Genomic DNA, 23988 nt, shown 5'->3' on the forward strand with positions numbered 1-23988 from the left:
GATCCGGTCGGGGGATGCCGCCCCCACCCACTGAACCCCGCAGGAGCTAGCCATGACCGCACCCGAGAACTGGCGTTTCGAGACCAAGCAGATCCACTCGGGCGCCCAGCCCGACCCGGTCACGAAGGCCCGTGCCACCCCGATCTACCAGACGACGTCGTACGTGTTCGACAACGCCGACCACGCCGCGAACCTGTTCGCCCTCGCCGAGTTCGGCAACATCTACACGCGCATCCAGAACCCGACGCAGGCTGTCGTCGAAGAGCGCCTCGCCGCGCTCGAGGGCGGCACCGGCGCGCTGCTGGTCGCCAGCGGTCAGGCCGCTGAGACGTTCGCGGTGCTCAACATCGCCGAGGCCGGCGACCACATCGTCTCGTCGAGCTCGATCTACGGCGGCACGTACAACCTCTTCAAGTACACGCTCGCCAAGCTCGGCATCGAGACGACGTTCGTCGAGAACCAGGACGACCCCGAGGAGTGGCGCCGCGCCGTCCGCCCCAACACCAAGCTCTTCTTCGCCGAGACGATCGGCAACCCGAAGATCAACGTGCTCGACATCCGCACCGTCGCCGACGTCGCGCACGAGAACGGCATCCCGCTGATCGTCGACAACACGATCGCGACGCCGTACCTCATCAAGCCCTTCGAGCACGGCGCCGACATCGTCATCCACTCGGCGACGAAGTTCCTCGGCGGCCATGGCACGGTCATCGGCGGCGTGATCGTCGACGGCGGCACGTTCCCCTGGTCGGAGAACGTCGAGAAGTTCCCCGGCCTCACCGAGCCCGACCCGTCGTACCACGGCGCCTCGTACACGGCCGCGGTCGGCGATGGGCTCGCCTACATCATCAAGGCGCGCGTGCAGCTGCTGCGCGACCTGGGCGCGGCCATCGCACCGCAGAGCGCGTGGCTGCTCATCCAGGGCATCGAGACGCTGTCGCTGCGCATCGAGCGCCACGTCCAGAACGCGCAGGAGATCGCGGAGTGGCTCGAGAACCAGGCCGACGTCGCCTCGGTCAACTACTCGGGCCTGCCCACGTCGCCCTGGTACGCCGCCGCCAACCGATACGCCCCCAAGGGCGTCGGCGCCGTGCTGTCGTTCGAGCTCAAGGGCGGCGTCGAGGCGGGGCGTGAGTTCGTCAACTCGCTCACGCTGTTCAGCCACCTGGCGAACATCGGCGACGTCCGCTCGCTCGTCATCCATCCCGCGTCGACCACGCACTCGCAGCTGACCCCCGAGCAGCAGCTCACGACCGGCGTCACGCCGGGCCTCGTGCGCCTGTCGGTCGGGCTCGAGAACATCGAGGACCTCAAGGCCGACCTCGAGCAGGCCCTCGCCGCCGCCCGCCGGGTGTCGGAGGCCGCGCGCGCCTGAGCCGCGAAGACACCGGATGCCTCGGCCCCGCGGGCCGGGGCATCCGTCGTCTTCGGCGCTCGGTGCGGGTCAGCCGCCGCCCCACCAGCGCAGCACGCGCAGGGCCCGCAGCGTCGCCCAGCGGCTCGGGAACCCGTCATGCTCGCCGTCCATCGCGAACAGCATCGGACCCTCGTGGTGGTTCTCGAACGGGAACAGGCCGTTGCCGAGCCGCTTGCCGCGCACGAGTTCCACCGCCTCGGCGCACCGCGGGTCCCGCTCCGGCCGGGCGACGCGCATGTACTCCAGGCCCCTCAGGACGTCGTAGAACCACCGCCACGGCACCGAGATCATCGTGATCCGCGGGTCGGGAATCGTCCCGTCCGACTTGCGCCGGAACAGGTGCCGCTCGAGGAGGTACTCCTCGCCACGACGCCGTGCATCCCGTGCTGCGTCGGTCGCGCCCCTCGCCTGCTCCCACGCCCAGAGGCCCTCGAGCGCGCAGATCGTGGAATGGAAGGAGCCGGGGGTCGCGGGATCCTCCTCCCAGCAGTTCCACCCGCCGTCCTCATGCTGGGTCGCCAGCAGCGTGTCGACGATGCCGCCAGCCTCCTGGCCGAAGTACGCGCCGGTCACGAGCGCGATGCCGTTGATGCACGGCTCGGCCTCGCCTTCGAAGTACAGCTCGCCGTTGTACTCCCACCGCGCGTTGTCGCGCACGAGGGTCACCGCGCGGCGGGCCTCGGGCGAGTCCGGGTCGAGGCCGTACTCGACGAGCGACTGCAGCGAGAAGTGCGTCGCCGTCCACGCGTCGAAGAACGGGCGGGACTCGTCGACCCAGCCAGGACGGTACGTTCCCCCGTCCCACAGCCCGTCCTCGCCCTGCTCGGCGAGCATGCGGGCTCCCCAGCCCTCGGTCGCCACCTTCGCTCGCTCGGCCGCCACATCGTCGGGTGACGCGTCGGTCAGGTCGCGCATCACCTGCCAGCGGATCGCCGGGTCACCGGTCATGAGGTACTCGATGACGTCCATTCCACGCATGGTAGACCGGCCCGGCGACACGGCGGCCGCGACCTCGTAGGGTGGCGTCGTGACCACCGATCCGCGCGAGGAGATCGCCGCGTACTACGACGACTTCGGCCGCAGGTGGGCGCGCGGCACGTCGCCGCTCTACGAGGACTGGGCGCTGGGCGTCGCGAACGATCCGGAGATGCTGAACCGCCTCGCCGGGCTGCCGGGTCCCAAGCGCCAGGCGAACCTCGTGTTCGCGTCCGCGCGATGGGAGGGCGCCCCCCTCGTCCCGTACGCCGAGGTTCGCGCGTGGCTCCTCGACAACTGGGACCGCATCGTCGGCACCGGAGCCGAGCGCACCGTGCAGACGAACGAGGCGAACCGATGCGCGACGTGGCTGCCACCGCTCTCGCGCATCGACGGCCCGGTGGCGCTGCTCGAGGTGGGCGCCGCCGCGGGACTCTGCCTCTTCCCCGACCGCTACAGCGTCGAGTACGCCGCACCCTCGGGCATGCGACGCGTCGATCCGCCCGCCGGTGCGAGCGAGGTCGTGCTGACCTGCCGCGTCGACGACGAGGCATCCGTCCCCTCGCGATACCCCGAGGTGGTATGGCGCCGCGGCATCGACCTCGACCCGATCGACCCCACCGACAGCGACGCGATCGACTGGCTCGCCAACCTGGTGTGGCCCGGTCCCGACCACGACGCGCGCGTCGCGCGGCTGCGGGCGGCAGCGGCCGTCGCGGCATCGGATCCGCCCGTCATCGAGCGCGGCGACCTGCGCGAGCGGGTGACGGATGCCGCGGCATCCGCCCCGACCGACGCCACGGTCGTGGTCTTCCACAGCGCGGTGCTCTTGTACCTCGACGCCTCCGGCCGGCGGGAGTTCGCCGACGTGATTGCCGGACTCGGCGAACGCATCGGGCGCCGCGTGGTGTGGCTCTCGAACGAGACGATGGGGACGCTTCCCGAGATCGACGCGCAGGTTCCGGCCGAGACCGCGACCGACCACCGGTTCGTGCAGACCTGGGACGCCCGCCCGATCGCCCTCGCGCACCAGCACGGCGCGACCTACGAGACGGCGCCGTTCCGCCGCTGACGCCGCTGTCCGGCGTCGAGCGGGCCCTGCCGGGGGCCGGCCCTCCCCGGGCGCCGGCCCTCGCCGGGCGCCGGGCGGCCGTGCCAGGCGCAGGAGACACGCCGGCGCAGCGAGCGCCTCTCAGGCGCCGCGCGGCGTGTCTCCTGAATCCGGCACCGCTGTCCGGCGTCGAGAAATCGGGAACGACGCCGCACGCGGTTTCTACGCGTAACAGTCGGGCCCGTTCACCCCGCACCGGCGAGAATGGGCGAATGGACTGGCAGACCTCGGAAGACACCGTGCCCTCGGCGCCGGTGACCGAGGCCGACGCCCGGCTGCTGCTCGGCCGCCCGCCGGCGACCGGCGCGTGGCGCGACGGCGACCCGATCGGCGAGCGCCAGTTCGCCGCCTTCGGGTCCTTCCGCACCGAGGGCGGGCGCGAACTCCCCGCGTATCGCCTCGCGTTCGAGACCTGGGGAGAGCTCAACGCGGCGCGCGACAACGCCGTCCTCATCCTGCACGCACTGACCGGCGACAGCCATGTGCGCGGGCCGGCGGGGCCGGGGCATCCGACCACCGGCTGGTGGGACGACATCGTCGGCCCCGGAGCCCCCATCGACACCGACCGCTGGTTCGTCGTCGCACCGAACATGCTCGGCGGCTGCCAGGGTTCCACGGGCCCGGCGAGCATCGCACCGGACGGGTACGAGTGGGCATCGCGCTTCCCGTACCTGACGATCCGTGATCAGGTGGCAGCCCAGGTGCGCCTCGCCGACGCCCTCGGCATCGACGTATGGGCGGCGGTCATCGGCGGCTCGATGGGCGGAATGCACGCGCTCGAATGGGCGGCCGGGCTGCCCGACCGCGTCGAGCGGGTCGGCATCCTGTCGGCGCCGCCGGTGAACACCGCCGATCAGATCGCGCTCAACTCGGTGCAGATCGAGGCCATCCGCATCGACCCCCGCTTCCAGGGCGGCGAGTACTACGACGCCGCCGACGGCGACGGCCCCACCCGGGGTCTCGCCCTCGCGCGCCGCATGGCGCTGCTCAACTACCGCTCGCCGACCGAGCTCAACCAGCGGTTCCAGCGGTCCTGGCAGTCGGGTGTCAGCCCGCTCGGCCACGGCGGACGCTTCGCCGTCGAGTCCTATCTCGACTTCCACGGCAACAAGTTCACCCGCCGCTTCGACGCCAACAGCTACATCACCGTCGTCGAGGCGATGAACTCGCACGACGTGGGCCGCGACCGCGGTGGCATCGACGACGCCCTCGCACGCGTCTCCGCGACCGCACTGGTGCTGGGCATCGACACCGACCGTCTCTTCCCGATCGACGGGCAGCACCGCATCGCGCGAGGCATCCCGAACACCCTCGACGGGGACCGCGCGGTCGTGCTCACGAGCGACTTCGGCCACGACGGGTTCCTGATCGAGACCCACCTCGTGGGCGCGCACGTGCGGCGGCTGCTCGAGACCTGACTCACGCGTCGCGCGTGTACCGCCAGGGCAGCGCGCCGATCTCGAGTCGGTGCCGGGTTCCGGATGCCTCGCCCTCCGCTTCGTACGCCGCGTCGCCCTGCCACAGCAGCAGCGGACCTTCCGCACCTCGGCGGGCGACGGTCTCGAAGCGGTCCACCCCGGCGACCCGGGCCGCCTGGATCGCGGAGGACGCGTGGGAGTGCTGGGAGAGCCCGTGCAGCGTGACCCACGTCGGCGGATACAGGTTCACCTCGCCCCGCCCGTGACGCGCGAGCACATCGGAAGGCCCCGCCCACTCGGCGGCCACGGCCTCGTCGGCCGCGAGCGCGAGGTCGCCGCCGGGCGCCGGGGCGAGGAAGAACCAGGTGCGGATCCGCAGCGGGAGCCCCGGCGGCGGGTCCCAGCACGAGAGGGTCACGAGGGCGTCGGGGTCGACGACGAGGCCGGTCTCCTCGAACGTCTCGCGCACGGCGGCGCGGCGAGCCGACCCCTCCTCGTCTCCGCCGAGATCAGCATCCTCGAGCTTCCCTCCCGGGAACACCCACGCACCCGCGAACGACCCGCGATCGGGACGCTCGATGAGCAGAACCTCCGCACCGGCTGGGCCATCGCGGAGGAGGACCACCGTCGCCGCGACCGGGATCGTCGGGTCGCCGCCGTCCTCGGCCGTGCGAGGACGGGCCAGAGCGATCGAGTCGGCGACTGCTCGCACAGCGCGGTCCGCGGGGGTCTGCTCCGACACCCGACCCACTCTAGGGCCCGAGGCCGCCCGGGCCGAGCGTGGCCGGTGTCACGTCCGGTACGCCGCACGGCGTATCGACACGAGGACGGGCGTGGTGGCGATGAGGCTCAGCCGGACCAGCAACAGCCCACCGAACAGGGTGAGTGCGACCGTGGCCATGGTGACGGGCGAGAAGACCAGGAGGAGACCGGCCAGAGGCAGCGTCAGCGCGAGCCCGGCGGCCATCCCACCGAGCGCCGCCCACCGCAGGGGTGTCATCACCGTCATCTTCCGTGCGAGTTCCAGCTCGCGGCGAGGGACGCCCAGGCGGTCCAACCCGACGATGAGTTCGCGGTCCTCGAGGATCGCCGCCGCCTGGGTCACCCCGGTCGAGCAAGCCACGACGATGAAGCTGATCGCGAGCGTGAGGAGCACTCCCGTCCGAAGATCGTCGGCCATGGGGTCGCCTGCCGCGCCTGCCGCCCCGATGACGGTGAATCCGATGCCGCAGACGACCGCGGTGAAGGCGGTGAGAGCGATCACCGACACCCGACGCCACGCCGGCCCGGCGTGCGCGGCCAGCTCCCGGCCCGCGATCAGCGCGGCCGCGGTGCGCGCGCGGCGCGCGATCGACGTGCCGCGCGCGGCGATGATCGGCGCCCCGATCAGGTTCAGGACGCCCATCGCGCCGGCGAACAGGCCGAGCAGGACGACCAACCCCACGGCCATCCCCGTGGTCTCCGCGAGGAGGTAGGCGGCCGCCGCGACCAGGGCGACGAGTGCAGCAAGGGCGCCCACGAGCGCCCCCCGCCGTCGCGGTGGGGCGTCGGACCGTCGCCGGATCCCCAGCGGAGTCAGCGCGACGCGCCGCAGACCGGTCAGGCTGCTCACCGCGGCCGTCAGGATGACACCGACGATCGTCACGGCCAGCAGCTCCCAGCCGGTCCACGCAGCGGCCGGGCCGATCGGCCCGCCGAAGAACTGCAGGAGCCCGACGACCGGGAGCAGTGCCGCGTACAGCGCCGCTCCCGCCAACGCGCCCGCCGCCGCGGGAACGGCGGACCCGATGACCGAGACCGCACCCACCTCGGCGCTGGTCGCACCGAGCAGCCGGAGCGTCGCGAGCTGGGAGTCGCGCAGGCGGCGGGTGAGGCGGGCCGCCGAGCCTCCGAGGGTGAGAAGCGGGACCAGCAGCAGGATGAGGGCGAGGATGCTCGGCAGCGCATAACCCACGCCGCCGGCGTCGGCGGGGCGCGAGAGGAACATCCTGGCACCCCCGACGACGACGAGGAGAACCGCCGTCGTCACGGCGAACGCGACGATCGTCAGCACGGTGCCGAGCCTCCCATCGCGGGAGGGGCGCATGAGGAGCGCCCCGATCGTGAGCACCCGCCGCAGCTTCTCGGTCGCGGCGGCGATGGGAGGGGACGATGCCGGCGCGCTCATGGCAGATCCGTCCTCACCGCGCGGCCGGGTTCGGATCGCAGGTCCCCGGCACGTCCGCTCTCAACCAGCCGACCGTCCCGCATGCGGAAAATGCGGTCGCACCGGGCCGCGACGGTGTCGTCGTGCGTCACCACGCAGCAGCGTCGTCTTCCCCGAGCCCGAGGCCCCCATGATCGCCACCGATTCACCCGCCCGGATCGTCAGATCGACCCCCGCGACGGCGAGGAGATCGCCGTAGCGCTTGACCAGTCCCGACGCCACGAGGACGTCGGATGCATACGCTGAAGCATTCATGCCTCCAGCACACCGGCTCGCAGACGCGAGGACATCATCCCGCCGGTGCATTCGCATCAGCCTGGAGAACCACTTCGAAGTGAAGCGCGCGTCGCCGCCGCGCGACACGGTTCAGTCGCGCGGCTCCTGTTCGGCGATGGCCGCCTCGAGGCGCTCGATCTTGCCGTGGAGCTCGCCGGAGTACCCGGGCCGGATGTCGGCCTTGAGGACGAGCGACACCCGCGAGCCGAAGGGCTGGACGGCCTCGGTGGCGCGACGCACGACGTCGAAGACCTCGTCCCACTCCCCCTCGATCTCGGTGAACATCGACGTCGTGCGGTGCGGCAGGCCGCTGTCGCGCACGACGCGAACGGCCGCGGCGACGGCATCGTGCACCGAGCCGTCGGCGTTGCCGGTGCCGCTCGGGGCGACGGAGAAGGCGACGAGCATGGGGAACCTCCGGGGTGTGCGGGCAGGCGGTCAGGGGACGCGCGGGCGCACCGGCGTGCGGGCGATCCGAGGGCGCGCGGGCGCGCGTGCGACGCGCACCACGGCCCAGGCGAGGAGCGCGATCAGCACGACGTTGCGCAGGGTCAGGATGCCGGCGGCGAGCCCGTCGGCGACGATCAGCCGGTGGTACAGCAGCGGGTAGACCAGCTGCGTCAGCAGGGCGGCGAGCAGCGCGATGATCGCCGGCGTGCGCCACCGACGACGGTCGATCACCAGGCCCATGACCACCGGGGCGATGATCCAGGTCAGGAACTGCGGCGACCCGACTTTGTTGAACACGATGAAGCTGAGCACGAGCGCGAGCGCGAGCGGCGGGAACAGCGCCGCGAAGCTCGCGCCCCGCCACGCCCGGACGCCGCCGAGCGCGGCCACGGCGAGAACGGCGATCGCCAGAATCGGCGTCATGACGGCGATCACGGCGTCGACGTTCGGCCCCGTCACCTGGAAGGTGAGGATCTCCGAGTCGTAGTAGACGAAAGCCCCTTCGGCGCCGGCCACCGCCTGCCACAGGTACCACCCCGTCACCGGGGCCTCGAGCTGAAGGCCGCGGCCGGTCTGGCCGGCGACGAACCCGAATGCGTGCGATCCCCCGCCGGCGACGAACACCGCGGCGAGCGTCACCGCCGTCACGATGAGCGCTCCGCCGATGAGCGCGAGCCGCCGTCGGACGGCGATCACGGCCGCGGCCAGGAGAGCCGCCGGCCACACCTTCATCCACGTCGCGATCGACAGCAGGATCGAGGCGAGCAGCGGTCGTCCGACGAGCCAGAGCGCACCGGCGATCGCGAGCGAGACGGTCACGCCGTCGAGCCGGTACATCCCGACCGGTCCGAGCAGCAGGAGGAAGGCGAGCCAGAAGGCGGCGGCGGCGGTGCGTCCCGCAGACCGCCCGCGGCCGACGAGGAGGGCGAACGCGACCGCATTCAGCGCCGTGACGAGAAGCGCCCACGCCACTTCGTACCCGGCGATCCACGCCAGCGCGAGGGCGAGCACCATCGGCACGATGGCCAGCTGCGGGTACACCCACTGCTGCGCGATGCCCATGACGCCGTTTCCCTCGACGGCTCCACGGGCCCACGGCTCGTAGACCAGAGTGACGTCGCCCATCGGCATGTTCGGCAGGACGAACCCCAGCGAGGCGACGGCGAGATGGACGACGGCGAAAGCGATCCACAGCCCCGCCCGCCTCGACACCCTGTCATCCTATTCAGCGGTGCGGGGGCCGCCCGACCGGGTCACGCCGGATCGAGCGCCCGGGCGGGATCGGTCACCGCGTGCCGAGAGCCTCGGCGACCGCCCGCGGAAGCGCCTCGGCGACGTCCAGCGCCGTGATCGGCCCACCGCCGCGCGCTTCCGAGGCGAGGCGTCCCGCGCGGCCATGCAGCCAGGCGGCCGATGCCGCGATCGAGGCGAGGGACGAGGCATCCGCCCCCTGCCCCTGGGCCATCGCGCCGGACGTCAGCGCGCCGATCACGCCCGCGAGCACATCGCCCGTCCCGGCCGTCGCCAGCCACGGGGTGCCCGCCGAGACCTCGATGACCTCGCCGGTCGGGGCCGCCACCATCGTCGCCGCGCCCTTCAGCAGCACCACCGCACCGGTGGCCTCAGCGGTCTGCCGGGCTGCCTCGGCGCGGTCCGTGCCGGCCGGGCCGAGCCCGAGAGCACGCCGAAGGCGCGCGTGCTCGCGGTCGTGCGGCGTCAGGATGCGGGGCGCGGTCGCCTCCGCAGCCAGGTCGAGCGCACCGGCGTCCACGACGACCGGATCGGTGTCGTGCAGCAGACCGCGCAGCGTCTCAGCCTCTGCTGCGGAGCGGACCGAGGGATCCGTGCCCGACCCGATGAGCCACGCCTGCACCCGGCCCTCGGCGGCCACCGTCTCGGGCCGCCGTGCCAGCACGAGGTCCGTCGGGCGTTGCGGACCGAGATAGCGCACCATGCCGAGACCGGTGCGCCAGGCGGCCTCGACGCCGAGCACGGCAGCACCTGGATAGGCGTCGGAGCCCGTCCGCACCCCGAGCACTCCCCGGGAATACTTGTCATCGGAGGCCGTTGGCCTCCGGAGGACGCGTCCGGCGTCCTGCGCCGTCCAAGACCGGGTCATGGCGCCACCCTACCCGCGGAGACTTCCCCGAATGAGCACCCTCTTCACTCCCCTGTCGCTGCGCGAGATCACGCTGCGCAACCGTCTGTGGGTCTCGCCGATGTGCCAGTACAGCGCCGTGGACGGCGTGCCGCAGGAATGGCACCACACCCACCTGGCGCAGTTCGCCTCGGGCGGCGCGGGGCTCGTGGTCGCCGAAGCGACGGCCGTCTCGCCCGAGGGCCGCATCTCGCCGGAAGACACCGGGCTGTGGAACGACGGCCAGCGCGACGCGTGGAAGCCGATCGTCGCGGCGATGCGTGCCCGCGGGGCGGTCGCCGCCGTGCAGCTGGCCCACGCCGGGCGCAAGGCATCGACGTGGTCCCCGTTCTCGGGCCGGCGCGGCACGGTCGCCGAGACCGAGGGCGGGTGGCAGACCGTCGCCCCCTCCGCTGTCGCCTTCGACGGCTTCGCCGATCCGGTCGCCCTCGACGCAGCGGGCATCGATCGGGTCGTCGCCGACTTCGCCGCGGCCGCCCAACGCGCGGTCGAGGCCGGATTCGAGGTGCTCGAGATCCATGCCGCGCACGGGTACCTGCTCCACCAGTTCCTGTCGCCGCTGTCGAACCTGCGCGACGACGAGTACGGCGGATCGCTCGAGAATCGGGCGCGGCTGCTCCTCCGGGTGATCGATGCGGTGACGGATGCCTCCCCCGCCGTCCCGCTCATGGTGCGACTTTCGGCTACGGACTGGGCGGACGGCGGGTGGGATGCCGACCAGACCGCGACCGTCGCCCGGTGGGCGGCAGAGCGCGGCGCCGACTTCTTCGACATCTCCAGCGGCGGGCTCGTCGCCCACCAGCGGATCACCACCGGCCCGGGGTACCAGGTGCACCTCGCGGCGCACGTGCGCCGGGCGGCAGGCGTCCCGGTGAGCGCCGTCGGCATGATCGACGACGCGGCTCACGCCGAGCGCATCCTGTCCTCCGGCGAGGCGGATGCGGTCATGGCCGGGCGGGAGTGGCTGCGCGACCCGCACTTCGCCCTCCGCGCGGCCGCCGAGCTCGGTGCCGACATCGACTACTGGCCGAAGCAGTACCTCCGCGCGCGGCGCTGAGTGACGGGGAGGGCCCGGAACGGTCCCGTCCGGGCCCTCCCCGGATCAGCGCCGGCCGCGACGCGTCGCGTCCTGCACCTCGCCGATGAGCTCCTCGATGATGTCCTCGAGGAACAGCACCGCCGTCGTCTCCCCGTCGGCCGAGCGCACCTGGGCCAGGTGCCGCCCCGCCCGGCGCATGACCGCGAGCGCGTCCTCCAGGTCGGTGGTCTCGAGCACCGGGACCATGTGGTGGATGCGCTTGGGCGGGATCTGCCGGGCGACGTCGGTCGCGGCATCCGGCCCCTCCGCTGCCCTCAGCACGTCCTTGAGGTGAACGTACCCCAGCGGCGCGCCCGCTCCGTCGACGATCACGTACCGCGAGAAGCCGTGCTTGGCGACCGCGCGCTCGATCTCGTCGGGGGTCGTCGTCTCGGGCAGGGTCACCAGGTCGGCGAGGGGCACCGCGATGTCGCCGGCTTTCTTGTCGGTGAACTCGACGGCCGCCGCGACCGTACCGGCGGCGTCGTCGAGCACGCCTTCGATGCGGGACTGATTGACGATCGTCGCGACCTCTTCGAGCGTGAAGGTCGAGGCGGCCTCGTCCTTCGGCTCGACCCGGAACAGGCGCACGACGTGGTTGGCGATCCAGTTCAGCGTCGAGATGACGGGATGGAACAGCTTCGAGAACCACACCAGGGGCGTCGCAAGCATCAGCACCGCGCGGTCGGGCACCGAGAACGCGAGGTTCTTCGGCACCATCTCGCCGAACACGACGTGCAGGTACGACACCAGCAGCAGCGCGATGATGAACGCGACGGTGTCGACGGCCCCCTCGGACCACCCCGTGAGCCCCAGCGGCTCGGCCAGCAGGTGGTGGATCGCCGGCTCCGACACGTTCAGGATCAGCAGCGAGCAGATCGTGATGCCGAGCTGGCTCGTGGCGAGCATGAGCGTCGCGTGCTCCATGGCGTACAGCGCGGTCTTGGCTGAGCGCGAGCCCTTCTCGGCGAGCGGCTCGATCTGCGAGCGGCGGGCCGAGATGACGGCGAACTCGGCGCCGACGAAGAAGGCGTTCGCGACGAGGAGCACGAAGAGCCAGGCGATTCCTGCCCAGTCGTTCATCGACGCTCACCCCCTTCCGCCGCGGCTTCGGCGTGCGGCATCGGCGTCGGCGTGAACCGCACGCGGTCGACGCGGCGGCCGTCCATGCGCTGCACCTCGATCGTGCCGTCCTCGGTCTCGATGCTGTCCCCGACGACGGGGATGCGCTCGAGCACGCTCATGATGTAGCCCCCGACGGTGTCGTAGACGTCTCCCTCGGGGATGCGGATGCCGGTGCGGTCGAGCACCTCGTCGGGGCGGAGCTCGCCCGGGAAGATCACCGAGCCCTCGGCGCGGACGATGCCTGCCCGGCGCCGGTCGTGCTCGTCGAGCACCTCGCCGACGATCTCCTCGACGAGGTCCTCCAGCGTCACGACGCCGGCCGTGCCGCCGTACTCGTCGACGACGACGGCCATCTGGTAGCCGCGCGCGCGCAGCTCCGAGACGAGTGCGTCGAGGTGGACCGCCTCGGGGATGCGCAGCGGCTCGGTGGCCAGCGCGGCGGCCGGAACCTCGGCGCGGCGATCGCGCGGCACGCTGACGGCGGCCTTGAGATGCACGATGCCGGTGATGTCGTCCATCGAGTCGTCGTAGACCGGGAAGCGGCTGTGTCCGGTGCGCCGCGCCAGCTGGATGACCTCTTCGGCGGAGTCGTCGGCGGCGACGGCGTGGATGCTGGGGCGCGGTGTCATCACATCGGCTGCGCTCAGCCGCGAGAACGTGAGGCTGCGGTCGAGCAGCGAGGCGGTGTCCTCCTCGAGGACGCCGGCGCTCGCCGACCGGCGCACGAGGCTCGAGAGCTCCTCGGCGGTCCGGGCGCCCGACAGCTCCTCCTTCGGCTCGATGCCGACAGACCGCAGCACGCCGTTGGCGCTGCCGTTGAGCACGAAGATCGCCGGGCGGAACACCGTCGTGAAGGCGACCTGGAACGGCATGACGAGCTTGGCCGTCTGGCGCGGGATCGCCAGCGCGAAGTTCTTCGGCACGAGCTCGCCGATGATCATCGAGAAGATCGTCGCGAGCGAGACCGCGATGACGACCGCCAGCGGGCTCACGAGCCCCTCCGGCAGCCCCCACGCCGTGAAGACGGGACGCAGCAGGTTCGAGATCGCCGGCTCCATCGTGTAACCGGTGAGGAGCGTCGTCAGCGTGATGCCGAGCTGCGCGCTCGAAAGGTGCGTCGAGGTGATCTTCAGCGCGCTGATCGTCAGCGCGAGACGGGATTCACCGGCCGCCTGACGAGCCTCGAGGTCGGCGCGGTCGAGGTTGACCAGCGCGAACTCGCTCGCGACGAACAGGCCGGTCCCGACCGTGAGCAGGAGCCCCACGCCCAGCATGACGTAGTCCATCACGCGTCACCTCCGCAGGCGCGGGAGGCGGGTCGGTGGGGCGATCGTCTGCAACTAGGAGGGTCGTCCATCGTGCCGACAAGTCTAGGGCAGGGGCAGAGCGGATGCCTCGGCCGGGGCATCCGCTCTCCTCCCCTCCCCCCACTTCTGCTGTGCGGCTGCGTGCCGCGCAGAAATCGTCGTCGCGCGTAGCTGCAGCTGCGCGCGACGACGCCAGCTGCGCGGGGCATGGTTCCTCCCCTGCTGCGCGGGTGGAGGAGTCATCCCCCGATGGCGCGGGATGGAGTCGGTGACCCGCGATCGGCGCCGAGACTGGGCGACATGACGTGGCTGGCCGCTCCTCCGCTTGACTCGATCGTACGCAGAGGCGACGCGATCGATCCTGCGGCCGAAGACCGCCGAATCCGCCGGCTGGTGAAAGCGGGAGCGCTGGTGCGGATCGTTCGCGGCTCGTACGCGCCGGCCGAGGCGTGGCACCGGTTGACCCCGATGGCCCGGCACGCGCAGCGGGTCTGGGAGGCGGCGGCTCGGATGTCGCCGGGCGCGGTCTTCTCGCATCACTCCGCAGCCGCGATCCTCGGTATGGACCGGATCGGCCACTGGCCCACCCGAATCGACGTGAGCGACGAGCCGTCGGGCGGGTACTCCGGCAACATCAGCCGTCACCGCCGGGCGGCGGCCCCGCACGAGGTCCTGAGATGGCAAGACCATTTCGTCACGACGGCCGCTCGCACCGTGATCGACTTGGCCGCAAAGGACTACCTCGGCGGTGTCATCGCGGGCGACCAAGCCCTGTGGATCCGACGCGCAGGCGGGGCGCTGACCTCGTCCGCTGATCTGATGCGGGCGGCAGCGGAGTACGACGGCAGGTCCTCGACCCGGGTCGGGCGGGCCGCGCGGTTCGCGCGCCCGGGCGCAGACAGCGTGCGCGAGTCGCACAGCCGTGTGCTGATCGTCGCTCTCGGCTTCCCGGAACCCGAGCTGCAGCATCCGTTCGAGGTTCCGTCCGGACGCGTCTACAGCGACTTCTGGTGGCCCGAGCACCGACATGCCGGTGAGTTCGACGGCACCGGCAAGTACCTCGACCCCCACCTCCTGAGGGGACGGACGCCGCAGCAGGCGCTCCTCGCGGAGAAGGACCGAGGCGATGCCCTCCGACGTCAGGTCCGGGCGCTCTCGCGGTGGCGCACGCCCGCACTCGAGCGGCCGTCGCAGTTGTACGACATCCTCCAGGGGGACGGTCTTCCCGCGGCGCGTCCCCGCCCCGCGAGATGACCCGGCACCGATCGCGCGCTCCTCCTTGCGCGCCGCGCTGCTGCATCTGCGCGCCATGGAGGAAGGCGCTCGGCGGACGCCGCCCGAAGGGCGCGCTACCAGCTGACGGGGAGCGCCTTGCCCTCCTCGTAACCGGCGGCGGACTGCAGGCCCACCCGCGCGCGGTCGTGGAACTCGGGAACCGTCGACGCACCGGCGTAGGTGAAGGACGAGCGGACGCCCGACGTGATCATGTCGAGCAGGTCCTCGAGACCCGGACGCAGCGGGTCGAGGTAGATCTTCGACGACGAGATGCCCTCGGCGAAGAGCTCCTTGCGCGCGAGCTCGTACGGGTCGAGCCGGCCGAAGCGCTCATGCACGGCCTTCGTGGACGCCATGCCCCACGACTCCTTGTACGTGCGGCCGGCCGCGTCGACCTGGAGTTCGCCGGGCGCCTCGATCGTTCCCGCGAACCACGAGCCGATCATGACGGATGCCGCGCCCGCCGCAAGTGCGAGGGCGACGTCACGCGGGTAGCGCACCCCGCCGTCGGCCCACACGTGCGCGCCCATGACCCGGGCGGCTTCGGCCGTCTCGAGCACGGCGGAGAACTGCGGACGCCCGACGGCGGTCATCATTCGCGTCGTGCACATCGCGCCCGGGCCGACGCCGACCTTGAGGATGTTCGCGCCTGCCATGACGAGGTCGTGCACGCCTTCGGCCGTGACGACGTTGCCCGCCGCGATGGGGATGCCGAGATCGAGCGCGGCGACCTCGCGCAGCGCGCGCAGCATCCCCTCCTGGTGACCGTGCGCGGTGTCGACGACCAGCACGTCCACGCCGGCGCCCGCGAGGGCCTTGGCTTTGGCGGCGACGTCGCCGTTGATGCCGACGGCAGCCGCGACGATGAGGCGGCCGGATGAGTCCACCGCCGGGCTGTAGAGCGTCGAGCGCAGCGCGCTGCGCCGGGAGAGCGTGCCGACGAGGTGCCCGTGGTCGAGGACGCAGACGGTTTCGGCTCCGGCGGCGACGATCACGTCGAACGCGTGCCGCGCGCTCTCGATGTCGACGGCGTCGACGGATGCCGCGCGCCCCCGTGCCAGGTCGCCCAGACGCGCGTCGGGCAGGGCGGTGCCCAGGCGCGACGCCGGGATGACGCCGAGGATGTCATCGACGTCGACGCGGCCCGACGCCGCGGCATCCGTCACCACGATGCCGTGACCATCGGTCGCAGGAAGCAGGCGGGCGGCGTCGGCGACGGTGGCCGCGGACGGGAGCACGAGCGGCGTGTCCCACGGGACGGGCTGCGACTTGACCCACCGGATGGCGGCATCGAGCTCCTGCAGCGGCATGTCCTGCGGGAGGACGCCCAGTCCGCCGCGGCGCGCCAGAGTCGCGGCGAGGCGCGCGCCGGTCACCGAGTTCATGTTGGCCGAGACGATAGGGATCGTCGCGGTCGTGCCGTCACCCGGAGACAGGTCGACGTCGAGGCGACTCGTGATCGATGACCGTCGCGGGACGAGGAAGACATCCGAATACGTCAGATCGACATCGGGCCGGTCGCCGTAGAACTCCATGTCCAGAAAGGGTAGTGACATTCCCTGTACGGACGATGATGCGCGTTCTTTCATGTGGTGACCGCTCACGCCCCGAACCGGCGACCGAGACTGGGTTAGGCTTAGCAGTCGTGCGAGCAGCCCCCGGGCGTGTCGCGCTTCTCAGATCTTCACCGATGAAAGCAGGCGATCCAGCGTGTCGAGCCAGGTGACGGGCCTCGGGGTTTCGAACGAAGGAGAGTTCGGAGCCAACGAATGGCTCGTCGACGAGCTGTACGAGCAGTTCAAGATCGACAGGAACTCCGTGGACAAGGCCTGGTGGCCCGTCCTCGAGGCCTACCACCCCGTCGACGAGAAGGCCGGCCCGAGCGACGCCGCTCCCGCCGCGCCGACCCAGCAGGTCTCCGAGGGAGCAGCGCCCCCCGCGACGGCGCCCGCTGCCGCGGAGCCGCGCCCGGTGACCGCTCCCGTCCCGGTGATCGGCGCTCAGCCGGTCGCGCGCACCACCGCGCGCCCCGCAGCCCCGCAGCCGATCCCCGCGCAGGCACCCAAGGTCACGCCGTCCGAGGCCACCGAGAGCGCGGAAGACCAGGTGACGGTCCTGCGCGGCATGCCCAAGACGCTCGCCGCCAACATGGACGAGTCGCTCACCGTCCCCACCGCGACCAGCGTGCGGACCGTGCCGGCCAAGCTCATGATCGACAACCGGATCGTGATCAACAACCACATGGCGCGCACACGCGGCGGCAAGGTGAGCTTCACGCATCTCATCGGCTGGGCGATCATCCGGGCGCTGAAGGAGTTCCCGAGCCAGAACGTCTTCTACGCCGAGATCGACGGCAAGCCGTCCGTCGTGGCTCCCGCCCACATCAACCTCGGCATCGCGATCGACCTCCCCAAGCCCGACGGCACGCGCGCACTGCTCGTCCCGAGCATCAAGCGCGCCGACCAGCTCACGTTCGGCGAGTACCTCACCACCTATGAGGACCTGGTCACGAGGGCGCGCAACAACAAGCTGACGGCCGCCGACTTCCAGGGCACGACGATCTCGCTGACCAACCCGGGCGGCATCGGCACCGTGCACTCGGTCCCGCGCCTCATGAAGGGCCAGGGCTGCATCGTCGGCGCCGGCGCGCTCGAGTACCCGGCCGAGTTCCAGGGCGCGAGCGAGAAGACGCTCAACGAGATGGCGATCGGCAAGACCATCACCCTCACGAGCACTTACGACCACCGCGTCATCCAGGGCGCCGGCTCGGGCGAGTTCCTCAAGAAGGTGCACGAGCTCCTCATCGGGCAGCGCAATTTCTACGACGACATCTTCGCGGCGCTGCGCATCCCCTACGCGCCGATCCACTGGGCCGCCGACATCAACGTCGACCTCGCCGAGCGGGTGGACAAGCAGGCTCGCGTGCAGGAGCTCATCAACTCCTTCCGCGTCCGCGGTCACCTGATGGCCGACATCGACCCGCTGGAGTACGTGCAGCGGACGCACCCCGACCTCGAGATCGAACAGCACGGGCTCACGTTCTGGGATCTCGACCGCGAGTTCGTGACGGGCGGCTTCGGCGGCAAGCGCACGATGAAGCTGCGCGACATCCTCGGCGTGCTGCGTGACTCGTACTGCCGCACGATCGGCCTGGAGTACATGCACATCCAGGACCCCGAGCAGCGCAAGTGGTTCCAGGAGAACGTCGAGGTCAAGTACCAGAAGCCGGGGCACGCCGAGCAGCTGCGGATCCTCGACAAGCTCAACCAGGCCGAGGCGTTCGAGACGTTCCTCCAGACCAAGTACGTCGGCCAGAAGCGCTTCAGCCTCGAGGGCGGCGAGTCGCTCATCCCGCTCCTCGACGAGATCCTGCAGGGCGCGGCCGAGGCGGGCCTCGACGGCGCCGCGATCGGCATGGCGCACCGCGGCCGCCTGAACGTGCTGACCAACATCGCCGGCAAGACCTACGGTCAGGTGTTCCGCGAATTCGAGGGCTCGGTCGCGATCGGCTCGAAGAGCGGCTCAGGCGACGTGAAGTACCACCTCGGCACCGAGGGCACGTTCGTCGCCGACCACGGTGAAGAACTCCCGGTCTACCTCGCCGCCAACCCCTCGCACCTGGAGACGGTCGACGGCGTCCTCGAGGGCATCGTCCGAGCCAAGCAGGACCGCAAGCCCATCGGCACGTTCTCGTGGCTGCCGATCCTCGTGCACGGCGACGCAGCGTTCGCCGGCCAGGGCGTGGTCGTCGAGACCCTTCAGATGTCGCAGCTGCGCGGCTACCGCACGGGCGGAACGGTGCACGTGATCGTGAACAACCAGGTCGGCTTCACCACGACGCCGATCGACGCGCGCACCTCGGTGTACGCCACCGACGTGGCGAAGTCGATCCAGGCCCCGGTCCTGCACGTCAACGGCGACGATCCCGAGGCCGTGACGCGCGTCGCCCAGGTCGCCTTCGCGTACCGCGAGCGCTTCCACCGGGACGTCGTCATCGACCTCGTCTGCTACCGCCGTCGCGGTCACAACGAGGGCGACGACCCCTCGATGACGCAGCCGCTCATGACGAACCTCATCGAGGCGAAGCGCTCGGTGCGTCGCCTGTACACCGAGGCGCTCGTCGGTCGCGGCGACATCACCGAGGAGGAGTACGAGAAGGCCAAGCAGGACTTCCAGAGCCGCCTCGAGATCGCCTTCGCCGAGACGCACGCGGCCGAGACCGGCTCGTCGCCCATCGTCACGCCCGAGACCGAGGTCGAGGAGTCCCCGGTGGGCGAGCCCGACACGACCGGCGTCTCGCGCGAGGTCGTGCAGAAGATCGGCGACGCGTTCGTGAACAAGCCCGAGGGCTTCACCGTGCACGCGAAGCTCCAGCAGCTGCTCGACAAGCGCTTCGACATGAGCCGCAACGGCTCGATCGACTGGGGCTTCGGCGAACTCCTCGCCTTCGGCTCCCTCCTGCTCGAGAAGACCAACGTGCGCCTGGCAGGCCAGGACGCACGCCGCGGCACCTTCGTCCAGCGTCACTCGGTGCTCCACGACCGTGCCAACGGCCAGGAGTGGATCCCGCTCGCCAACCTGTCCGACGACCAGGGGCGCTTCTGGGTGTACGACTCGCTCCTGAGCGAGTACGCCGCCATGGCGTTCGAGTACGGCTACTCCGTCGAGCGGGCGGACTCGCTCGTGCTGTGGGAGGCGCAGTTCGGCGACTTCGCCAACGGCGCCCAGTCCGTCGTGGACGAGTTCATCACCTCGGCCGATCAGAAGTGGGGCCAGCAGTCGAGCGTCGTCCTGCTGCTTCCCCACGGCTACGAGGGACAGGGGCCCGACCACTCGTCCGCCCGCATCGAGCGCTATCTCCAAATGTGCGCGCAGGACAACATGACCGTCGCGCGGCCCTCCACCCCGGCGTCGTACTTCCACCTGCTGCGGCGTCAGGCGTACGCACGCCCGCGTCGCCCGCTGGTGGTCTTCACGCCCAAGGCGATGCTGCGTCTGCGCGGCGCCACGAGCCCGGTCGACGACTTCCTGTCGGGCAAGTTCGAGCCGGTCCTCGACGACGACCGCGGTCTCGACAAGGGCGCGGTCAAGCGCGTGCTGCTTCACGCGGGCAAGATCCACTGGGACCTCCGCGCCGAGCTCGAGAAGAACCCGAACCCCGAGATCGCCCTCGTCCGCCTCGAGCAGTACTACCCGTCACCGGTTGCCGAGCTCAATGCGGTGATCGACGCGTACCCGAACGCCGAGCTGGTGTGGGTGCAGGACGAGCCCGAGAACCAGGGCGCCTGGCCGTTCATCGCGCTCGAGATCAGCAAGCACCTCCACGGCCGCACGGTGCGCCGCATCTCGCGCGCCTCGGCCGCGTCGACGGCGACCGGGTCGCCGAAGGTGCATGCCGCCGAGCAGGCCGAGATCATGAAGAAGGCGCTGACGCTCTAGACGTCGCACCGCCGCATCGGCCCTGGGAGCACCTGCTCCCGGGGCCGATGCGCTGCGGCGAGGCCCCTCAGATCCGCACGGAGTCCCGCGCCACCTCGGCCGCCGGTGCCACCTCGGCCGCCCGTGCCACCTCGGCCGCCGGTGCCACCTCGCTCGCCGGTGCCACCTCGCCCGCCGGTGCCACCTCGGCCGCCGGTGCCGGCTCACCTGCCGGTGCCGGCTCACCGCGGCTCTCACGGGTCGCACCCATGCGCCGACGGCCACGACGCACGAGCGTGACGGCCAGCGCCGCGACCGCGAGAGCTGCCGCCGGCAGCAGCGAGCCGATCGCGAGCACGAGCATGCCTGCGCACAGCACGGCCGCCACCACCGCCATCCACCAGCCGAAGGTGCCGCGGCGGAGCAGGCGAACGGCCGCCACCATGCCGACGGCGTAGATCGCGACCATGCTGCTCGTGTGCACGAGGATGAAGGGCGTCAGTTCGAGCCCGCCCCACAGCATGAGCGAGAAGTAGACGAGCACGACCACGCCGGTCAGGGCGAGGGCGCGACGGGGCACGCCGCCGGACTCGGCGCCGGCGGAGAACCAGGCGGGCAGGTCGCGATTGGCGGCGAGGGATGCCCCGAGCTTCGCGAACGCCGCGAGATATGCGTTCATCACGCCGAGCGCCACGATGGCGGCGATCGTTCCGACCGCGACCGCGCCGAATCCCGTCGAGCCGAGCCGCGCGAGCTCGAGAAGCGGAACCGTGCCGTCGCCCGCGGTACCACCGAGAGCCCCCACGGTCACGATCTGGAGGATGAGATAGCAGGCGCCCGTCACCACGAGCGCGATCGCGGTGCCGACGGGGATGGCGCGACGCGGATCGCGGAACTCGCCGGAGATGTGGGTGCCGACCTCCCAGCCGGCGAATGCCCACACGAAGAGGCTGATCGCGGTGCCCACTCCACCCCATCCGTTCGGAAGGAACGGGGCGAAGTTCGCGGGCTGGACCGCGGGGGCCGCGAGAGCGACCACACCCACGACGACCGTCAGCAGCAGCGCCGTCAGCACGAACTGCACCCATCCCGCGACGCGGACGCCGAAGACGTTGGCGGCGAACGGCGGCACGAGGATCGCGAGCGCGATGACGGGGACCATGCTCCGATCGATCCCGGCCACCGCGGTGACGTACTCCGCACCGAGCACGGCGACCACCGGTGCGCCGGCGCACACGCCGAACATGAACCAGTAGCCGGTCATGCGCGCCGCCGTGCCGCCGAGAGCGCGCCGGACGTAGCTCGCCACGCCACCGGGGTCGGGGTAGCGCGCCGCGAGGACCGCGAAGGTGCCCGCGAGCGGGACCGACAGGCCGATGACGGCCAGCACCGCCACGATGCTCGCCGGCCCGGCGGCCTCGGCCGCGAGTCCGGGAAGCACGAGCAGCCCGGTCCCGAGCACGGAGGCGATGTAGAGGGCGGTGCCCTGGATGACGCCCAAGCCTGGCGTGCGGGAGCGCGGTCGAGCGGCGGGCGAGGTCATGATCCCAGTCTCGCGCGGGGGTCGGACGCGACGCTCGCGGCTATCGGACGTCGTACCGAGGATTCCTGCCAACACTCAGATCGGGTCGACACCCGCCCGCTCGAACGCGGCGGTGGCGGCATCCGTCGACTGCTCCGCGTCGGCCGGGACGAGTCCCAGACGCGCGCGGCGGTCCAGGAGATCGTCGACGCTGAGTGCGCCCTCGACGCGTACGCCCCACTCCAGCTCCTGAGCCGTCACCCCGCGCGCCGCACCCGGACCCGCGGGCAGACCGGCCGCGAACGGCGCCTCGGCTCCGTAGCGGCGCACCAGCCGCGCGGGCGCCGCGATCTCGCCCGTGCGATCTCGCGGCCACGCTCCGACGAGCGGGATCGACCGCGTGCGCGAGGCGAGGGGGGCACCGACGACGCGCCGCGAGATCACGGCATCGACGGCGTCCTCCGCCATACGACGGTAGGTCGTGAGCTTGCCTCCGACCACGCTGAGCACTCCCGACGGCGACTCGATGATCGCGTGGCGCCGCGACAGATCGCTCGTCTCGTCGTCGTCCGATCCCGCCAGGAGCGGACGCAGCCCTGCGAACGTCGCCAGCACGTCCTCACGGCCGAGCGGGCGCGCCAGCACGGTGTTCATCGTCGCGAGCAGCGTCTCGATCTCCGGGTCCGTCGCCTGCGCCACCTCGGGCAGCGGCCCGTCGGCCGGCACATCGGTCAGCCCGATGTACGCACGGCCGTGCGGGGCCGGGACGGTGAAGACGAATCTGCTCGACGAACCCGGGACCGGCACCGTCAGGGACGCGTCCGATCCGCCCAGCCGGTCGGCGGAGACGACCAGGTGCGTGCCGCGGCTCGGCCGCAGCCTCACCTCCGGGTCGATCTCTCCCGCCCAGACGCCGGTCGCGTTCACGACGGCGCGTGCGCGAACGGTGAACTCCGTTCCGGTCAGCCGGTCGCGCAGGACGGCGATGTCGCCGGTTGCCGATACGGCTTCGACACGCGTGAGGACGGATGCCCCGTACCCGGCGGCCGTCCGCGCGATCGCCACGACGAGACGGGCGTCATCGAAGAGCTGCCCGTCCCACCCGCGCACGCCGCCGCGGAGCCCTTCGGGCGCGACGGCCGGCACGAGCCGCAGCGTCTCGGCCGGGCCGATCGGGGAGGGGCGTGCCAGCACCGCGCCAGGCGTGCCGACCACCCGGCGCAGGCCGTCGCCCAGACCGTACCCGAGCCCGACGAACGCTCCGCGCGCCACGTGCCCGGGCTCGTAGAGCGGCACCACCTGCGCGAGCGCCCGCGTGAGGTGCGGCGCGATGCGCGTCATCAGCAGGTGCCGCTCGGCGGCGCTCTCGTGCGCGATCCCCAGCTGTCCGGTCGCGAGGTAGCGCAGCCCGCCGTGCACGAGCTTGGAGCTCCAGCGGCTCGTGCCGTGCGCGAGGTCGTGGCGCTCGACGAGCACCGTGCGCATGCCCCGGCTCGCCGCATCGAGCGCGATCCCGGCTCCGGTGACGCCGCCTCCGATGACGAGCACGTCGACCGGGCGGCCGTCGGCGAGCGCCTCGAGCTCGCGAACCCGCCGGGCGGCGCTCAGGGCGGACGAGTGCGGGGTCGCCCCCACGACGCGCGCCGTCATGACGGATCCGGTCGGAGGTAGCCGTGCAGCGCCGCGCGAAGCTCTGCACGCCATGCCGGCGCCGGGAGCCACTCGGCGACCAGCGGCGCCGACTGCACCGCCGACTGCGTGATCAGGAGTACCATCGCGGCGAGCTGAGCGGGGTCGCCGCCGCGAACGACGCCAGCGCTCTGGCCGCCTTCGAGACGCCGTGCGGTCTCGGCATGGATCGCACGCTGGCTCGTGCCGAGCCGGTCGAGGATGTAGCGGGCGAAGAGCTCCGGGTCGGTGTCACGCAGGCGGTCGACCAGAGGCATGCGGCGGACCCGGTCGGCCGTCTCCACGAGCAGCTCCACGAGGTCGCCCAGCGAGACCGGCTGCGGAGCCGCCGCCGGGAGCACGGCCAGCAGCTCACGAGTGACGAGGGCGGCGAAGATGGACTGCGCGTCGGGCCAGTAGCGGTACAGCGTCTGCCGCGCCATGCCGCCGCGCCGGGCGATGTCGGAGGCGGTCGTTCGCCGGATGCCGTGGTCGAGCACCTCGGCGAGCGCCGCGTCGAGGATCGCGGACTCCGTGTCGGACACCCCGTCAGCCATGTGACAACCATACAGAATGTGTCATAC

At 71.7% G+C, this 23988-nt stretch carries 18 protein-coding genes and 1 pseudogene; 6 read left to right on the plus strand and 13 right to left on the minus strand.

All coding sequences use genetic code 11. The features are described from left to right. Window positions 1-52: 52 nt before the first annotated feature. Window positions 53-1375: a bifunctional o-acetylhomoserine/o-acetylserine sulfhydrylase gene (locus HF323_RS05620; RefSeq protein ID WP_169581604.1), complete on the plus strand. Its 1323-nt coding sequence runs from the start codon at window positions 53-55 to the stop codon at window positions 1373-1375. A gap of 69 nt (window positions 1376-1444) precedes the next feature. Here the strand turns inward: HF323_RS05620 and HF323_RS05625 are convergent, their stop codons facing one another. Beyond that, window positions 1445-2386 carry a hypothetical protein gene (locus HF323_RS05625; protein ID WP_169581605.1) on the minus strand — a complete coding sequence of 314 codons (942 nt, stop codon included), beginning with the start codon at window positions 2384-2386 and terminating at the stop codon, window positions 1445-1447. A 58-nt stretch (window positions 2387-2444) separates the two neighbouring features. On the opposite strand from HF323_RS05625, the gene HF323_RS05630 reads away from it, so the two are divergent. Further along, a complete protein-coding gene (locus HF323_RS05630; RefSeq protein WP_169581606.1) occupies window positions 2445-3464 on the plus strand; it encodes a DUF2332 domain-containing protein in 1020 nt (339 codons plus the stop codon). Between the two features lie 251 nt (window positions 3465-3715). Further along, window positions 3716-4921 carry a homoserine O-acetyltransferase gene (locus tag HF323_RS05635; RefSeq protein WP_169581607.1) on the plus strand — a complete coding sequence of 402 codons (1206 nt, stop codon included), beginning with the start codon at window positions 3716-3718 and terminating at the stop codon, window positions 4919-4921. Between the two features lies 1 nt (window position 4922). Here HF323_RS05635 and HF323_RS05640 read toward each other — a convergent pair whose 3' ends face one another. From HF323_RS05640 to HF323_RS05665, 6 genes and pseudogenes are all read right to left on the minus strand, one after another. Continuing rightward, window positions 4923-5663 carry an NUDIX domain-containing protein gene (locus HF323_RS05640; protein WP_169581608.1) on the minus strand — a complete coding sequence of 247 codons (741 nt, stop codon included), beginning with the start codon at window positions 5661-5663 and terminating at the stop codon, window positions 4923-4925. A 48-nt stretch (window positions 5664-5711) separates the two neighbouring features. Then, a complete protein-coding gene (locus tag HF323_RS05645; RefSeq protein ID WP_169581609.1) occupies window positions 5712-7088 on the minus strand; it encodes a permease in 1377 nt (458 codons plus the stop codon). A 135-nt stretch (window positions 7089-7223) separates the two neighbouring features. Beyond that, window positions 7224-7382 (minus strand): annotated as a pseudogene (locus HF323_RS05650) (ATP-binding cassette domain-containing protein); the annotation flags it as partial. Between the two features lie 111 nt (window positions 7383-7493). Beyond that, window positions 7494-7811, minus strand: a complete 318-nt coding sequence (locus tag HF323_RS05655; protein WP_169581611.1) for a thiamine-binding protein — start codon at window positions 7809-7811, stop codon at window positions 7494-7496. Between the two features lie 30 nt (window positions 7812-7841). Next, window positions 7842-9065, minus strand: a complete 1224-nt coding sequence (locus HF323_RS05660) for a glycosyltransferase 87 family protein (RefSeq protein WP_169581612.1) — start codon at window positions 9063-9065, stop codon at window positions 7842-7844. Between the two features lie 73 nt (window positions 9066-9138). Beyond that, window positions 9139-9972 carry an NAD(P)H-hydrate dehydratase gene (locus tag HF323_RS05665; RefSeq protein WP_169581613.1) on the minus strand — a complete coding sequence of 278 codons (834 nt, stop codon included), beginning with the start codon at window positions 9970-9972 and terminating at the stop codon, window positions 9139-9141. 31 nt (window positions 9973-10003) lie between these two features. Between HF323_RS05665 and HF323_RS05670 the strand changes: the two genes are divergently transcribed. Next, window positions 10004-11068, plus strand: coding sequence for an NADH:flavin oxidoreductase/NADH oxidase (locus HF323_RS05670; RefSeq protein WP_169581614.1), 1065 nt, complete (start codon window positions 10004-10006; stop codon window positions 11066-11068). Between the two features lie 45 nt (window positions 11069-11113). Here HF323_RS05670 and HF323_RS05675 read toward each other — a convergent pair whose 3' ends face one another. Further along, complete coding sequence (locus HF323_RS05675) at window positions 11114-12172, minus strand: hemolysin family protein (protein ID WP_169581615.1); 1059 nt, start codon at window positions 12170-12172, stop codon at window positions 11114-11116. Further along, a complete protein-coding gene (locus tag HF323_RS05680) occupies window positions 12169-13500 on the minus strand; it encodes a hemolysin family protein (protein WP_169582119.1) in 1332 nt (443 codons plus the stop codon). Before HF323_RS05680 ends, HF323_RS05675 begins: the two co-directional genes overlap by 4 nt. Window positions 13501-13821: 321 nt before the next feature. Between HF323_RS05680 and HF323_RS05685 the strand changes: the two genes are divergently transcribed. Next, the gene (locus HF323_RS05685; RefSeq protein WP_169581616.1) at window positions 13822-14775 is read left to right on the plus strand and encodes a hypothetical protein; all 954 of its coding nucleotides are present in this window, start codon (window positions 13822-13824) and stop codon (window positions 14773-14775) included. A gap of 95 nt (window positions 14776-14870) precedes the next feature. Here the strand turns inward: HF323_RS05685 and HF323_RS05690 are convergent, their stop codons facing one another. Continuing rightward, window positions 14871-16331, minus strand: coding sequence for a GuaB1 family IMP dehydrogenase-related protein (locus tag HF323_RS05690; RefSeq protein ID WP_169581617.1), 1461 nt, complete (start codon window positions 16329-16331; stop codon window positions 14871-14873). A 175-nt stretch (window positions 16332-16506) separates the two neighbouring features. Here HF323_RS05690 and HF323_RS05695 point away from each other — a divergent pair, with 175 nt between their 5' ends. Continuing rightward, entirely contained in the window at window positions 16507-20235 is a 3729-nt protein-coding gene (locus tag HF323_RS05695) for a multifunctional oxoglutarate decarboxylase/oxoglutarate dehydrogenase thiamine pyrophosphate-binding subunit/dihydrolipoyllysine-residue succinyltransferase subunit (protein WP_169581618.1), read from the plus strand. 67 nt (window positions 20236-20302) lie between these two features. On the opposite strand, the gene HF323_RS05700 is transcribed toward HF323_RS05695, so the two are convergent. The 3 genes from HF323_RS05700 to HF323_RS05710 form a co-directional block, all read right to left on the minus strand. Further along, window positions 20303-21757 carry an amino acid permease gene (locus HF323_RS05700; protein WP_169581619.1) on the minus strand — a complete coding sequence of 485 codons (1455 nt, stop codon included), beginning with the start codon at window positions 21755-21757 and terminating at the stop codon, window positions 20303-20305. Between the two features lie 75 nt (window positions 21758-21832). Then, window positions 21833-23386, minus strand: coding sequence for a glycerol-3-phosphate dehydrogenase/oxidase (locus tag HF323_RS05705; protein ID WP_169581620.1), 1554 nt, complete (start codon window positions 23384-23386; stop codon window positions 21833-21835). Next, complete coding sequence (locus HF323_RS05710; protein ID WP_169581621.1) at window positions 23383-23961, minus strand: TetR/AcrR family transcriptional regulator; 579 nt, start codon at window positions 23959-23961, stop codon at window positions 23383-23385. Before HF323_RS05710 ends, HF323_RS05705 begins: the two co-directional genes overlap by 4 nt. Between the last annotated feature and the right edge of the window lie 27 nt (window positions 23962-23988).

Origin of the sequence: Microbacterium sp. MF43 (genome assembly GCF_012847295.1) — a bacterium.
GTDB lineage: Bacteria > Actinomycetota > Actinomycetes > Actinomycetales > Microbacteriaceae > Microbacterium.